Below are 13,041 nucleotides of genomic sequence, written 5' to 3'. Positions count from 1 at the left end.
CGATACCATAAGAGGTGAATATGACTCGAACTAGGAAACGCTTTATTGCTGGGGCAGAATGCCCAGCATGCCAGGCCCAAGATACCCTGATGCTGACTATTGTAAATGAGCAAGAACAGGTGCAATGTGTGCAATGCGGGCATAAATTTGAGGAGCGTCAAGCAGCGGCACCGGCTCCTGCATCAGCGCAACAACCCGAAAAAGTGCCCGCGGGGCAGGTGATCGGGTTTTTTAAACCAGAATAGATTCAGAACTCGCTAGATGCGGGGGATAATAACAACAACAAGGGAGTAATTAGCATGATTGTAGATTGGGTATTATGGGGCCTGTGGGTCATTTTAGTGACGGTGATGGTACAGTGGTTTGTGGCCAGTCGCTTCAAAGCAGCAGCACCAGGAGCTGTACCAGGTAAAATCAGCGCAGAACTCAGCCATGACTCCTTTGTGTTCCGAGCTCATCGCACCTTTCAGAACTCCATCGAAAACGTTCCCTTTTTTGCCGCCGCCGTGTTACTCGCTATTTTGAGTGGAGTGCAGTCGCAGTGGTTCGTCGCTTGGGTGTGGCTCTATGCTATTATTCGCATCATTCACATGGTGTTGTATTACGTGATAGCAACTGAGAAAAACCCCAGCCCACGTAGTTATTTTTTCATTCTGGGCGTGGTGGCAAACATTGCAGTGTTAGTGCAAGCAGCGATGGTCTTGGCTGGGGCTTAACGAACACGAGGTAAATTATGGTTGAACGTCAATATCCAATTGGTACTCCGGGCCAGCCTTGGGGGCCCGCAGAAAAACTCGAATGGCAACAAGCCCAGCAGCTCAAGCGTTCTTATTTTGAGGACGTGGTACCCGCCATCAACGCTTTGCATGAAGGTTTTGATGTAGAGCAATATGGCCTGCTTGAATATCCAGCGAATAACTACCCGTTGTTTGTAGTAAAGACCCGCCATTGGCAGTCAGACAAGCCTACCGTACTAATTACGGGCGGGGTGCATGGCTATGAGACCAGTGGTGTACACGGCGCTTTGCGGTTTTTAGAAACCCATGCTGAGCATTACAGTCAGTGGTTTAATCTGGTCGTCGCACCTTGTCTAAGCCCGTGGGGTTACGAAACCATCAATCGTTGGAACCCCCATGCGATAGACCCTAACCGGTCCTTTAAAGCACCTAGCCCTGCGGCTGAATGTGCCAACATCATGGATTATCTAGGCCAACAGCAATGGCAATTTTTAGCTCATTTTGATCTGCACGAAACAACTGATACCGACAATAGCGAATTTCGTCCGGCGAAAGCCGCTCTTGATGGCACTGTTAATACCAACTGGAACATTCCGGATGGTTTTTATACGGTGGGTAACTCAGAAATTCCGACGCCAGAGTTTCAGCGTGCCATTATCGACTCCGTGCGCAAAGTAACTCATATCGCCCCAGCGGACGACGAAGGTAAAATCATTGGGGCTGAATTACAGCAAGAAGGCGTGATTCATTACGCTGGCCGCGAACTCGGATTGTGTATGGGCTTAACCGATGCACCTTATGTAACCACTACCGAGGTTTATCCTGATAGCGCTAATGCCACCCCTGAGCAATGCATCTTAGCTCAAGTGGCTGCGATCGTAGGTGGCTTGGACTATTTGCGTGACCAAGCCTAGAGGGTGAAACATGCAGCAGGTGGTTGAGGTTACCCAACGCTGGTTGTGGCAAGTGATTGTAAAGTACAACATTTGCCCGTTTGCCCGGCAAGAAATTGAAGCTCAACGCATTAACTATCAGGTGTGCAAAGCTACTGCGGTCGAGGATATCTTGGCGACCGTGGTGGCTGAGTGTAAGTTTTTAGATGAGCATCCTGAAGTGGCCACAGCGCTGGTGATAGTGCCCGATGCTTTAGCCGATTTTAGCGATTATCTAGATACCTTAGACTTAGCTAATCAGTTATTGCGATTAGAAGGCTACGAAGGGGTGTTTCAGTTGGCTAGCTTTCATCCGGCCTACTGCTTCGCCGGTGAGCCTGAAGACGACCCTGCCAATTACACCAACCGTGCACCTTATCCTATCTTTCATATTTTGCGTGAAGACGAGCTGGCCGAGGCACTGGATAACTTTGATCAACCCGAGTTGATCCCAGAGCGCAATATCGCTTTCGCGCGGCGTAAAGGTGCCGCATTTTTTGAGCGTTTGCTGCATAAAATTAAAGCTGGCGAGCCTCCTGCCGATAATACCTAACATCTGTGACTAACTACTGAGCCGTATGAATTTATCAACTCTTATTGGCATGCTTTCGGGTATTGCTATCGTGGTGCTATCGGTGATGTTAACCGCAGCCGATGCTTGGTCCTTTATCAATCTACCAGGCTTAGCCATAGTACTAGGCGGTACCTTTGCGGCCACCTTGTTGGCATACCCATTGCGTGATGTGGTGCGGGTGTTCAAGATTCTGTGGATTGTGCTACGTAACGAAAAAATGTACGCCGAAGATGACCAGCGCGAATTGGTTGAGGTGGCACGACAGTTAGTGCAGGGACGCATTGCCAATGCTGAAGATCAATTAAACCAGGTACAAAACCCGTTTTTAAAAACCGGTTTACAGTTACTCATCGATCGCACGCCGACCGAGGATATCGCTGAGTTATTAGAGTGGCGAATTCTGCGGACCAAACTAAAAGAACGCGCCGAAGCTCAGGTGTATCGCACTATGGCCACTTTTGCCCCCGCGTTTGGTATGTTGGGTACCTTGGTTGGCTTGGTTAACATGTTGCATGGCATGGGCCAGAGCAGCATGAGCGAGATTGGCGTAGACATGGCCTTTGCGTTATTAACGACGCTGTACGGGGTGGTTTTGGCGAACATGTTGTTCAAGCCGATTGCGATTAAATTTGAGCGTCGCACCGAGAGTCGCGTGCAGCTCATGAATATGATCTTAGAAGGCATCTTGCTGATTGCTCGTGGTCGCAGCCCAGCCTACATTCGCGAATATTTAGCTACCTTCTTCGCCCATGTAGAAGATGAGCTGGATATCAACGAGGCTAACGATATTGCCGCGAAAAATGGGCTCCATGAAGGTTTAGGCAAGGGTAGATCTGAGCGGCTATGAGCAACGAACCTACTTTACATGAGCTGATGGAACGTAGCGGCGGCCCCCAAGCCAAAGCTTCGGACGCAGCCGCCAACTTACATCGCGAACCTCATCGTGAGCATCGCGGTGCTTCAGCACGTTTATTCGGGCATGGAGTGGCGGCACTGCATGACCAGCCCGTTGATGAGGAAGACAGTTGGGTAACCACCTATATGGATTTGTTGACCCTGCTGCTGGTGTTGTTTGTTATTTTGCTTGCCAATGCTGACTTGTCTGGCTCGCCGAGCCCATCTGAGCAAGTATTGCAAGCCGCAGCAGGGCAGTCAGCAGGCTTAGCACTAACTGAAAGCGAATTGCAGGCGCAGTTTGCCAGTAGTGGTTTAGCCGATGGAGTAGAAGTAAGCACCTCGCCCGGTAAAGTTAATATTAAGCTTAAAGACAAGATTTTATTTAACAGCGGCGAAGCTGAATTTAATCAGCAGGCCGCCCAGGTGATGCAAACCCTAACTGAGGTGTTGAAGAAAAATCAGCTATTTATCAGCGTTGAAGGGCATACGGATAACATCCCGATCAGTAATCAGCGGTTTCCTAGCAACTGGGAGTTATCTGCCGCGCGGGCTAGTGTGGTGGTACGCTTTTTAGCAGAGCAAGGCATAGCTCCAGAGCGGATGCGAGCTGTCGGTTATGCAGATAGTGCGCCGCTGCAGACTAATACTACCGCAGCTGGACGCAGCGAAAACCGTCGAGTTAACGTGGTACTAACCGAAGTTGAATAGCTCCAGCGCTGGGCCTTAAGCATCTCGCGGCATGCCTTTTTCTACCGCACGTACCAGCCTTAGCACTTGCTTTTCAACTTTGCCTAAACCTGCTTGTTGCCGCGCTAAGGCCCAATCAATATGCTCTTGAACCATAACGCTAGCGCTATCTCGACGCTGCTGCAAGGCCTCGATAATAGCAGCATCGGCTGGCGCATTGCCTAAGGCCACCGCAATATTCCGCTGCCAACATTCATGGCCAATCCGCCGAATCGGCGAACCTTCAGTTTGTCGCAAAAAAGTGTCCTCATCCCAAGCCCACAATTGCAGTAGTTCAGGAGCATGCAAGTGCTGGCGCGGAGAAAAATCGGCTTCATCGGTTAGATGGGCGTAGCGATTCCAGGGACAAATCAATTGGCAGTCGTCACAACCGTAGATGCGATTGCCAATCAGCGGTCGAAACTCTTCTGGAATACTTTGCTTGAGCTCAATGGTTAAATAAGAAATACAGCGGCGCGCATCTAACACGTAGGGTTCGACGATGGCCTGGGTAGGGCAAATGGTCATACAGGCACTGCAGTTACCACATTTTTCGGCTACGGGTGAATCCATCGGTAGAGGTAGATTTACCAGCAGTTCACCCAAGAAAAACCAAGAGCCATGGGCTTCATCAAGCACTAAGGTATGTTTACCACGCCAACCTAAACCTGCTTTGATAGCTAGTGGCTTCTCCATGATCGGAGCTGAATCCACAAAGGGGCGAAAATCTAGCTCAGCACATGCAGCTTGTATCTTATCACCTAGTTGTTTCAGGCGTTTTCGCATTAATTTATGATAGTCGCGCCCAAGCGCATAGCGACTAATGTAGCCTAAACGAGGATTTTTCAGGGTTTTAGCAAAGCCAGCTTCAGCCGGTAAATAATTCATCCGCACCGAAATCGCACGCACTGCACCGGGATGCAGTTGATCGGGCCGGGTGCGTAACTCCGCATGTCGCGCCATCCATTCCATATCACCATGCATACCCGCTGCCAGCCAACGTTCTAAGTGCTGCTGCTCAGTACTCAGGTCAACGTCGGTAATACCGACCTTCTGAAAGCCCAAGTCGCGGCCCCATTGTTTGATATCTGCAGCTAGTTGATGATAATCCATGAATGGTGTCGTACTCTTGTAGGTATGCCCGCGGTTGATGTTGGCTAACATAGCAAAATCCGGGCAAAAACGCACGATAGGGAGACTCATGGTGGCACAATTATCGCACTTGATATATCGCACCGAACAGGTTCGTAGTGGTGAGCAAGCAGCTGCCGTAGCGGTTGGCTTGAGTATGGCGCAACTGATGCAAGCGGCTGCCCAAGCATGTCTGCAGGCCATCCAGGATCACTACGCCGCACCAGCTAGGGTGGCTATTGTTTGTGGCCCCGGCAATAACGGTGGCGATGGTTGGGTGCTGGCACGACTGGCTCAAGCCGCGGGCTATCAGGTGACGGTTTATGCGGTGCCCCCAACTACCAAGCTAGCACAACAAGCACAGGCGGCGTGGCAGGCGGAGGGTGGTCGCTGGCAGAGTAGCATCGATAGCTTGCACGGCTATCAGATCCTTGTTGATGCTGTGCTTGGCAGTGGACTTACCCGGCCTCTGGCTGATTTTTACCTAGCTGCGGTGCAGGCTATCAATGCCGCAGCGAACACCGCTTGGGTGTTGAGTGTGGACGTGCCAACCGGATTAAACAGTGATACCGGACAACCGCAACCCATTGCGGTAACCGCAGCACACACCGTGACTATGGTAGCGATAAAAGCAGGACTAGTAACCGGTAAGGCCAAAGATTACGTGGGGCAGCTGAGCTTGGCCGAATTGGGCATCGGCGCAGCTTTTAGCCAACAGCCGGCCATGGCTGAGCTGGTGCAACCAGAGCTAGCGCAGCGCTGGTTAGCGAAACGCAAACCAAGCTCACACAAAGGTGACCATGGTCATCTTGTTTTGATTGCTGGCGGGCCTGGTATGAGTGGCGCGGCTATTTTGGCTGGGCGAGCAGCATTACGCGGTGGTGCGGGTAAGGTCACTCTGGTTACGCATCCGCACACACTAGCTATTATTGCGCAAGCGCAGCCCGAACTTATGGTGCATGGCACCGATGAAAAGGGCCTTATCCCTTGGCTTGAACAAGCAGGTGCTATTGTTATCGGGCCGGGATTAGGCCGCGATGCTTGGGCGCAACAGCAGCTACAGCAGTTGTTAGATTGGCACTTGAAGCTTACAGGGCCGCTACCGCCGGTGGTTGCCGATGCCGATGCCCTCAATTTACTAGCACAGTTGCCGCAGGGCGAGCCGTCACCCAACTTACGGCAGTGGGTATTAACTCCGCATCCCGCAGAGGCGGGTCGCTTGTTACGGTCTGTGATGAGCACTCGGTTTGCGGATGAGAATATGACGGCCGTGGTGGAAGCGGATCGATACGAAGCGTTAACGCAATTAGTCTCGAACTTTAATGCCGAGGTGCTACTCAAAGGAGCAGGAACTTTAATCGCAGGGCCAGCACACCAAATCGAGCGCATCTTAGTGTGTAATCGTGGTAGCCCGGCCTTAGCGACAGCCGGCTCGGGCGATGTGCTCAGTGGCCTTCTAGGGGCCTTGCTAGCGCAGCATCGGCAACCTTCAGCTGCAGCCTTGCACGAGCTAGTAGCAACCGCAGTTTGGGTGCATGCCGTAGCTGGCGAAAATGCTGCGCAAGCCGGAGAACGTGGTACTATAGCAAGCGATATTGTGAATGAACTCAGAGCCTTGGTGAACCCTTGATGACAACCATTATTCGTAGCGCAGCCACCGAAGCAGAGCTGCTGCAAATAGCGCAACAATTAGCTCGTAACACCACTAAGCTATTACAACAGGCGGGGCCTGCTGCAACTGCCTTTACTTGTTATTTGTACGGTGATCTAGGTGCAGGTAAAACCACTTTTAGCCGGGGCTTTATCCAGACCTTGGGCCACCAAGGTGCGGTAAAAAGCCCTACTTACACCTTGGTAGAGACCTATGAGTTGAGTCCTTGGACCATTCATCACTTTGATTTGTATCGGCTTGCTGATCCAGAAGAACTTGAATTCATGGGCATCCGCGATTACCTTGGAGATCATCAGATTATTTTAGCCGAATGGCCGCAGCGAGGGACAGGGTACTTACCCGAAGCTGATATAACGATAACCATAGACTATGCCCAACCGGGTCGAACTATGACGATACATGCGCTAACAACACGAGGTCGAGCGGTTCTCGAAACACTTTAATGCCCTATTGGATACGCGTTTTTATTAGTTGCAGTTTGCTGCTGTTCAGTACCACCAGTTTCTCGGTGCAAGTTAACAGCATCAACAATGTACGAATGTGGCCTGCGCCTGATAATACGCGGGTCGTTTTTGATCTGTCTGCAACTCCTGATTTTAGTTATTTTACCTTGTATCAACAAACACCCTATCGGCTGGTGATTGATTTTAACCAAACCGCTCTCAAGGTTGACTTAGCCAAAGTGGAAAATAACTCACTATTGATTAAGAAAATTCGTACCAGTACCCCCAAGAACAAGCAATCCACTCGTGTTGTGATTGAGCTCAACGACAAGATTGAATTTGAGATTTTTCCGGTGCGGGCCAACGAGCAATATGGCGAGCGCTTAGTAATCGATTTAAAAGGGCGATCGATTGAACGTAAAAATACCCCGTTACGTGCCGATGAATTGCAAGAAAGAAAAGTGACCATCGCCATCGATGCGGGTCATGGTGGCGATGATCCCGGTTCGATTGGGCCATCGGGAGCCTACGAAAAAGATATTGTGTTGAAAATATCGAAAGCGCTAGCGGATATGATCAACCAAGATCCAGCTATGCAGGCCTACTTGATTCGCAGTGGTGACTATTACGTGGGTCTCAAAGCGCGCGCCCGCAAAGCCCAAGAAATTGAGGCCGATTTGCTGGTATCCATTCATGCGGATGCTTTTACCTCACCGAAACCCCGTGGTGGGTCGGTGTGGGTGCTGTCCTCACGTCGCGCCACCACTGAAATGGGTCGTATGTTAGAGGATAAAGAGCGGCTGTCTGATGTGCTTGGAGGCATCGATTTGCGGGTAGAGTCTGACGATACCCACGGTTACTTAAACAAAGCTCTCATTGATATGACCATGGGCCATGCCATGAGTGCCGGTTTTGAAGTAGCCGAAGATGTCATCAAGCATATGGATGGCATTGCCATTATGCACAAAGACAAACCGCAACATGCCAGTTTTGCCGTGCTTACGTCAGGCAAACCTTCCATTTTGGTGGAAACCGGTTTTATCTCAAATCCACAAGAAGAACAGCAACTGTTAAGCAACGCCTATCAACAACGGATGGCGCGCGCCATTTATCAAGGGGTGCGCGATTACTTTACTCGGCGTCCGCCCGATGGCTCGTCGTTTGTGTCAAGCCGTGCGGCGCAACATGTGGTAAAATCTGGTGAGTCGTTATCGGTAATTGCACAGCGTTACAATACAACCGTCAAAGCATTGAAAACACGGAACAACCTAACCAGTAATGTACTGCAAGTTGGGCAAGTGCTAGACATCCCATAACACCCTGATTTATTTCGCACTCATCAGCTACGAGCACGCTAGTTATGCCGATTCAATTATTGCCGATCAGTTTAGCCAACCAAATTGCCGCCGGCGAGGTGATCGAGCGTCCCGCGTCGGTGGTGAAAGAGCTGGTAGAAAACTGTCTAGATGCAGGTGCCAGCCATATTGTCATTGATATTGAGCAAGGTGGTCGACGGCGTATTCGTATTCGCGACGATGGTACTGGTATTGTCAAAGCTGAATTAGGTTTAGCCCTTAGTCGACATGCCACCAGTAAAATCAGCAGTCTCAACGACCTCGAAGCGATTCAAAGCTTAGGCTTTAGAGGCGAAGCCTTAGCCAGTATCAGTTCAGTATCACGTTTAACCCTAACCTCAAAGCCAGCGCAGCAAGCCGAGGCTTGGCAGGCTTGGGTAGAAGGGCGTGATATGCAGGCTGAAATCGCCCCAGCAAGTCACCCGGATGGGACTACCGTTGATGTGCAAGATTTGTTTTTTAACACACCGGCGCGGCGCAAATTTTTGCGTACTGACAAAACTGAATTTGCCCATATCGACGAGGTCGTACGGCGTATTGCACTGGCTCGTTTTGGTGTGCGTTTTAGCCTGAACCATAACGATAAACCGGTGCGTAACTACCCTGCGGTATCGGCGCAACAAGATGCATTACAACGCATCAGCCAAGTGTGTGGTCGGCAATTTACCGATCCAGCCTTAGCGGTGGAACATGCTAGTGGTCCAGTGCGCCTATGGGGTTGGGTCGCAGCGCCAGAAGAATGTCGCCATCAGGCAGATATTCAGTACTTTTATGTTAACGGTCGGATGATGAAAGATCGCTTGCTGGCGCATGCGGTGCGACAAGCTTACGGTGAAGCTAGCGGGTTAGCGGACCCCAGTAGCGATAGCATGGGGCAACATCGAGTCCCCACGTTTGTGTTGTATCTAGAATTACCGCCCCAAGACGTGGATGTGAATGTGCATCCGGCCAAGCATGAAGTGCGCTTTCATCAAGCGCGGCAGATTCATGACTTTGTGTTAGCAGCTGTGCGCAGTGCCTTGCAACAAGCTCCAAGCACCGCCCGCAGCGATGCTACGGCAGCGTCTCATGGTGCCGGCGCAGCGGATGCCAGCAAGGTTGCGGCAGCGCCACCACAACATGGTTATCAGCCGGCCAGCAGTCAGCTCAGTCAGCAGGTGCAAGAGTTACAACCACGCCATAGTCAGCTGTTTCCGCAGCGCGCTCAAGCCCACCCAAGTTTGGCTCAGTTGCAGCAAGTGGCTGCTCCCAGTCAGCCTGAGTCAGCTGTCACCGGTCCTAAATTATTATCGGTAATCCAGCAACGTTTTGCCTTATTGCAGCAGGTTGAATTGGGTTCGCAGCAGCACCTGCTGGCGCTGTTAGATTTAGCTGCAGTACAGCAGCATGTGCTGAGCAAACAATTGCAGCAACAATGGCAATTAGGGTTAGCTGGGCAACCCCTGTTGATACCGTTGCAATTACAGGATGCGCCCTTAATCGCAGCATTACGAGCTGTTCCCGCTGAACAGTTGGCGCGCTTAGGGGTCCGTTGTGAGTTTGGCCGCAATCGGGTCACCTTGTTAGATGTGCCATCCATGCTGCGGCAAACCAACCTCGCAGTTACCTTAGCGGAACTGGTTAAGCAGTTGGACAGCCCGCAGTTATTCCGTTGGCTGGCCCAGTTCCAGGTGTTGTCCCAGTTCAATTTAAGCCAAGCTGAACACTGGTTACAGCAGTGGCTAAAAGATCCGATTGCTGACTATTTGTATGCTCTTTCACTGCCACCTGAAGTCAGCAGTACGGACACGGCTAAGGAAACTTGATGACCACTTTTACCAATAAAGTCATTTGCCTTTACGGGCCCACGGCAGCCGGCAAAACGGGCTTAGCTATTGCGCTAACACAGGCGTTACCCTGCGATATTATCTCGGTGGATTCTGCCCTGATCTATCGCGGTATGGATATCGGTACTGCAAAGCCGAGTGCTGCCGAACAAGCACAAGCACCGCATCGGTTGATTGACATCTGTGACCCCAGCGAAAGCTATTCAGCGGCACAATTTGCAGCCGATGCACGCGAAGAAATAGAAGCCATTTTGGCGCGTGGCCGGATTCCATTGCTGGTAGGCGGTACCATGTTGTATTTCAAAGCCTTGCTAGAAGGCATGTCCGATTTACCTGAAGCAGACCCGGCCATTCGCCAGCAGCTACTTGAACAAGTTGCTAGCGCAGGTACCCATGCTCTACATCAGCGCCTAGAACAGATAGACCCGGTGAGTGCGGCACGGATTCATCCGCATGATCCACAGCGCTTAGTAAGGGCCCTGGAGGTCTATTTAAGCAGTGGTCAAACACTTACTGAACTTACCACCCAGCGTACTGGAGCATTACCCTATCCGGTACTGCAATTAGCCGTGGCGCCCCATGATCGCAGCGTCTTGCACGAGCGTATTAAGGTAAGATTTTTACAAATGTTGGAACAAGATTTTCTCGCCGAGGTCGAACAATTAAGACAGCGGTCCGATTTGCATCTGGATTTACCCGCGTTACGCTGTGTGGGGTATCGTCAGGCTTGGCAGTATTTAGCTGGCGAGTGCAGTTATGACGAGATGGTCGAGCGCGGCATCGCCGCCACTCGGCAATTAGCCAAGCGGCAGTTAACTTGGCTGCGCAAATGGCCCGGGGTGCATTGGTTAGATACGGATGCGGATGATTTAGCGGCCCAAGCGATTGCTTACTGCCAGCATCAGCCAGGCGAAGTATTCGCTGAGTTGCTTTAGCGATAGCTGCAATCGAACAAACTATCGTTCAATTGCTCCTTGAAAAGCTTAAACTAATCCCTATATTCAGTATTAACTGAAATAAAATGGTTCTGAGTTACACTATTTAAAAAAATTGTCTATATTTTAAGTGGCTGGCACGTTTTAGCGCAGTAGTATGTTGCTAGGCACTCACAATAACAAAAAAAAGGACGCACTATTATGGCCAAGGGGCAAACTCTACAAGACCCTTTTTTGAATGCACTGCGCCGCGAGCGTGTGCCGGTTTCGATTTACTTAGTAAATGGAATTAAACTACAAGGACAAATTGAGTCTTTTGATCAATTTGTTATTTTGCTGAAAAACACAGTCAGCCAGATGGTATATAAGCACGCCATTTCAACAGTGGTGCCAGCGCGCATTCCACAGAATTATCTGCCTATGGCAGAAGGCTCTGAAGAAGCGATCGATTAATTGATGTTAGGGGAGCAGTGATAGCTTGTTTGATAGGTTTGAAAGTGGTGAACAGGCTGTCCTGGTACACGTTGATTTTCCTGCAGAAATTGATCGTGAAGATCTCTCTGAACTGAAGTTATTAGTGTCATCCGCCGGGGTTGAAACCCTCGGTGTGGTGACTGCTTCGCGTAGCGCACCCAGTTCTAAGTATTTTGTTGGTTCGGGTAAAGCGGAAGAAATTGCCGATCAGGTGCGCTTGCTCGATGCTAACATCGTTATTTTTAACCACAGCCTTACACCTACCCAAGAACGCAACTTAGAAAAGTTGTGTCAATGTCGCGTGCTCGACCGCACCGGCTTGATTCTTGATATCTTTGCCCAGCGCGCCCGCACTCACGAAGGTAAGCTGCAAGTAGAACTAGCGCAATTGCGTCATATCCAAACACGATTGGTACGCGGCTGGACTCACTTAGAACGGCAAAAAGGCGGGATTGGTCTGCGTGGCCCAGGTGAAACCCAGCTAGAAACGGACCGTCGCTTAATTCGTGGCCGTATCAAAAACATTTTGGGGCGCTTAGACAAAGTTCAGAAGCAGCGCGAGCAAGGTCGTCGCGCACGCCAACGCGCTGAGATTCCGACGGTATCTTTAGTGGGATACACCAACGCCGGTAAATCTACCCTCTTTAATAAGATTACTGAAGCCGGGGTGTATGCGGCCGACCAGCTCTTTGCCACCCTCGACCCAACCTTGCGCAAGCTTGAACTCACCGATGTGGGGCCTATTATTTTGGCCGACACGGTAGGTTTTATAAGGCATTTGCCCCATGAGCTCGTGGCAGCCTTTAAAGCGACACTACAAGAAACCCAAGAAGCGGATTTACTCTTACACGTGATTGATGTGGCCGATGACCGTCAACAAGACAACATCCATCAAGTTGAAGAAGTACTGGCCGAAATTGGTGCCGACGAAATTCCGCAGTTGTTGATTTGTAATAAAATCGACCAGCTTGATGATGGGGTGGCGCGCATTGATACTGATGATCAAGGCATGCCAATCCGCGTATGGCTTTCAGCTCAGACCGGGGCTGGAATAGATTTGTTACAACAAGCCTTGGTGCAACGCTTGCGTCCACAGATGGTTGACGTATCCTTACGAATTCCACCCTCGATGGGTAAATTACGTGGTAAGCTGTATGCACTTAAGAGTGTCACCGCAGAAACGACCGCGGACGATGGACAATTTTCAATGCAGGTACGTATGTCTCAAGTAGACTGGCGTAGATTGTGTAAGCAGGTGGCCGAAGAATATGGCGATAACCTGCAAGGCTTTGTAGAATAACTAACGAATACAATTAAACAGCAACCCAGAGTTGGAGTA

The 13,041-nt window shown here is 50.5% G+C and carries 14 protein-coding genes; 13 read left to right on the top strand and 1 reads right to left on the bottom strand.

Annotated elements, in window-relative coordinates:
- Positions 1–20: 20 nt before the first annotated feature.
- Genes KGF88_RS10070 through KGF88_RS10045 form a run of 6 tightly spaced genes read left to right on the top strand, consistent with a single transcriptional unit; the run spans position 21 to position 3,848 of the window.
- Positions 21–245 carry a YheV family putative zinc ribbon protein gene (locus KGF88_RS10070; RefSeq protein ID WP_110076627.1) on the top strand — a complete coding sequence of 75 codons (225 nt, stop codon included), beginning with the start codon at positions 21–23 and terminating at the stop codon, positions 243–245.
- A 54-nt stretch (positions 246–299) separates the two neighbouring features.
- The gene (locus KGF88_RS10065) at positions 300–716 is read left to right on the top strand and encodes an MAPEG family protein (RefSeq protein WP_110076626.1); all 417 of its coding nucleotides are present in this window, start codon (positions 300–302) and stop codon (positions 714–716) included.
- A 17-nt stretch (positions 717–733) separates the two neighbouring features.
- The gene (locus KGF88_RS10060; RefSeq protein ID WP_110076625.1) at positions 734–1,651 is read left to right on the top strand and encodes a M14 family metallopeptidase; all 918 of its coding nucleotides are present in this window, start codon (positions 734–736) and stop codon (positions 1,649–1,651) included.
- Positions 1,652–1,661: 10 nt separating this feature from the next.
- The gene (locus KGF88_RS10055) at positions 1,662–2,222 is read left to right on the top strand and encodes a DUF1415 domain-containing protein (protein WP_110076624.1); all 561 of its coding nucleotides are present in this window, start codon (positions 1,662–1,664) and stop codon (positions 2,220–2,222) included.
- A 25-nt stretch (positions 2,223–2,247) separates the two neighbouring features.
- Entirely contained in the window at positions 2,248–3,090 is an 843-nt protein-coding gene (locus tag KGF88_RS10050) for a motility protein A (protein ID WP_153827012.1), read from the top strand.
- Positions 3,087–3,848, top strand: a complete 762-nt coding sequence (locus KGF88_RS10045; protein WP_153827011.1) for an OmpA/MotB family protein — start codon at positions 3,087–3,089, stop codon at positions 3,846–3,848. The genes KGF88_RS10050 and KGF88_RS10045 overlap by 4 nt, the downstream gene beginning before the upstream one ends.
- 15 nt (positions 3,849–3,863) lie before the next feature.
- Here the strand turns inward: KGF88_RS10045 and queG are convergent, their stop codons facing one another.
- Complete coding sequence (queG, locus tag KGF88_RS10040) at positions 3,864–5,030, bottom strand: tRNA epoxyqueuosine(34) reductase QueG (protein WP_153827041.1); 1,167 nt, start codon at positions 5,028–5,030, stop codon at positions 3,864–3,866.
- A gap of 37 nt (positions 5,031–5,067) precedes the next feature.
- On the opposite strand from queG, the gene KGF88_RS10035 reads away from it, so the two are divergent.
- The 7 genes from KGF88_RS10035 to hflX all read left to right on the top strand — a co-directional run bounded on the left by KGF88_RS10035 (position 5,068) and on the right by hflX (position 13,002).
- Positions 5,068–6,627 carry an NAD(P)H-hydrate dehydratase gene (locus tag KGF88_RS10035; RefSeq protein WP_153827010.1) on the top strand — a complete coding sequence of 520 codons (1,560 nt, stop codon included), beginning with the start codon at positions 5,068–5,070 and terminating at the stop codon, positions 6,625–6,627.
- The gene (gene tsaE / locus KGF88_RS10030; RefSeq protein ID WP_153827009.1) at positions 6,627–7,112 is read left to right on the top strand and encodes a tRNA (adenosine(37)-N6)-threonylcarbamoyltransferase complex ATPase subunit type 1 TsaE; all 486 of its coding nucleotides are present in this window, start codon (positions 6,627–6,629) and stop codon (positions 7,110–7,112) included. Before KGF88_RS10035 ends, tsaE begins: the two co-directional genes overlap by 1 nt.
- On the top strand, positions 7,112–8,428 hold the full coding sequence (locus tag KGF88_RS10025) for an N-acetylmuramoyl-L-alanine amidase (RefSeq protein WP_153827008.1): 1,317 nt from the start codon (positions 7,112–7,114) through the stop codon (positions 8,426–8,428). The genes tsaE and KGF88_RS10025 overlap by 1 nt, the downstream gene beginning before the upstream one ends.
- A 44-nt stretch (positions 8,429–8,472) precedes the next feature.
- Positions 8,473–10,272, top strand: a complete 1,800-nt coding sequence (mutL, locus tag KGF88_RS10020) for a DNA mismatch repair endonuclease MutL (protein WP_153827007.1) — start codon at positions 8,473–8,475, stop codon at positions 10,270–10,272.
- Positions 10,272–11,228 (top strand): tRNA (adenosine(37)-N6)-dimethylallyltransferase MiaA, encoded by a 957-nt coding sequence (gene miaA, locus KGF88_RS10015; RefSeq protein WP_153827006.1) that lies wholly within the window; start codon positions 10,272–10,274, stop codon positions 11,226–11,228. The genes mutL and miaA overlap by 1 nt, the downstream gene beginning before the upstream one ends.
- Before the next feature lie 201 nt (positions 11,229–11,429).
- The gene (gene hfq / locus KGF88_RS10010) at positions 11,430–11,681 is read left to right on the top strand and encodes an RNA chaperone Hfq (RefSeq protein ID WP_153827005.1); all 252 of its coding nucleotides are present in this window, start codon (positions 11,430–11,432) and stop codon (positions 11,679–11,681) included.
- Between the two features lie 25 nt (positions 11,682–11,706).
- Positions 11,707–13,002, top strand: coding sequence for a ribosome rescue GTPase HflX (hflX, locus tag KGF88_RS10005; RefSeq protein ID WP_153827004.1), 1,296 nt, complete (start codon positions 11,707–11,709; stop codon positions 13,000–13,002).
- Positions 13,003–13,041 lie beyond the last annotated feature (39 nt).

The sequence above is a fragment of the Idiomarina loihiensis genome (genome assembly GCF_024584785.1).
In the GTDB taxonomy this organism is placed as follows: domain Bacteria; phylum Pseudomonadota; class Gammaproteobacteria; order Enterobacterales; family Alteromonadaceae; genus Pseudidiomarina; species Pseudidiomarina fusca.
The sequence above is the reverse complement of the archived record's forward strand: the minus strand, read 5'-3'. Positions and strand labels throughout refer to the sequence as shown.

What these genes read in the sequence shown, in the direction of transcription:
- hfq (WP_153827005.1), top strand. Translation starts at nt 11,430, where the DNA reads ATGGCCAAGGGGCAAACTCTACAAGACCCTTTTTTGAATGCACTGCGC.
- KGF88_RS10045 (WP_153827011.1), top strand. Translation starts at nt 3,087, where the DNA reads ATGAGCAACGAACCTACTTTACATGAGCTGATGGAACGTAGCGGCGGC.
- KGF88_RS10025 (WP_153827008.1), top strand. Translation starts at nt 7,112, where the DNA reads ATGCCCTATTGGATACGCGTTTTTATTAGTTGCAGTTTGCTGCTGTTC.
- mutL (WP_153827007.1), top strand. Translation starts at nt 8,473, where the DNA reads ATGCCGATTCAATTATTGCCGATCAGTTTAGCCAACCAAATTGCCGCC.
- KGF88_RS10065 (WP_110076626.1), top strand. Translation starts at nt 300, where the DNA reads ATGATTGTAGATTGGGTATTATGGGGCCTGTGGGTCATTTTAGTGACG.
- tsaE (WP_153827009.1), top strand. Translation starts at nt 6,627, where the DNA reads ATGACAACCATTATTCGTAGCGCAGCCACCGAAGCAGAGCTGCTGCAA.
- KGF88_RS10035 (WP_153827010.1), top strand. Translation starts at nt 5,068, where the DNA reads ATGGTGGCACAATTATCGCACTTGATATATCGCACCGAACAGGTTCGT.
- KGF88_RS10055 (WP_110076624.1), top strand. Translation starts at nt 1,662, where the DNA reads ATGCAGCAGGTGGTTGAGGTTACCCAACGCTGGTTGTGGCAAGTGATT.
- miaA (WP_153827006.1), top strand. Translation starts at nt 10,272, where the DNA reads ATGACCACTTTTACCAATAAAGTCATTTGCCTTTACGGGCCCACGGCA.
- KGF88_RS10060 (WP_110076625.1), top strand. Translation starts at nt 734, where the DNA reads ATGGTTGAACGTCAATATCCAATTGGTACTCCGGGCCAGCCTTGGGGG.
- KGF88_RS10070 (WP_110076627.1), top strand. Translation starts at nt 21, where the DNA reads ATGACTCGAACTAGGAAACGCTTTATTGCTGGGGCAGAATGCCCAGCA.
- queG (WP_153827041.1), bottom strand. Translation starts at nt 5,030, where the DNA reads ATGTTAGCCAACATCAACCGCGGGCATACCTACAAGAGTACGACACCA.
- KGF88_RS10050 (WP_153827012.1), top strand. Translation starts at nt 2,248, where the DNA reads ATGAATTTATCAACTCTTATTGGCATGCTTTCGGGTATTGCTATCGTG.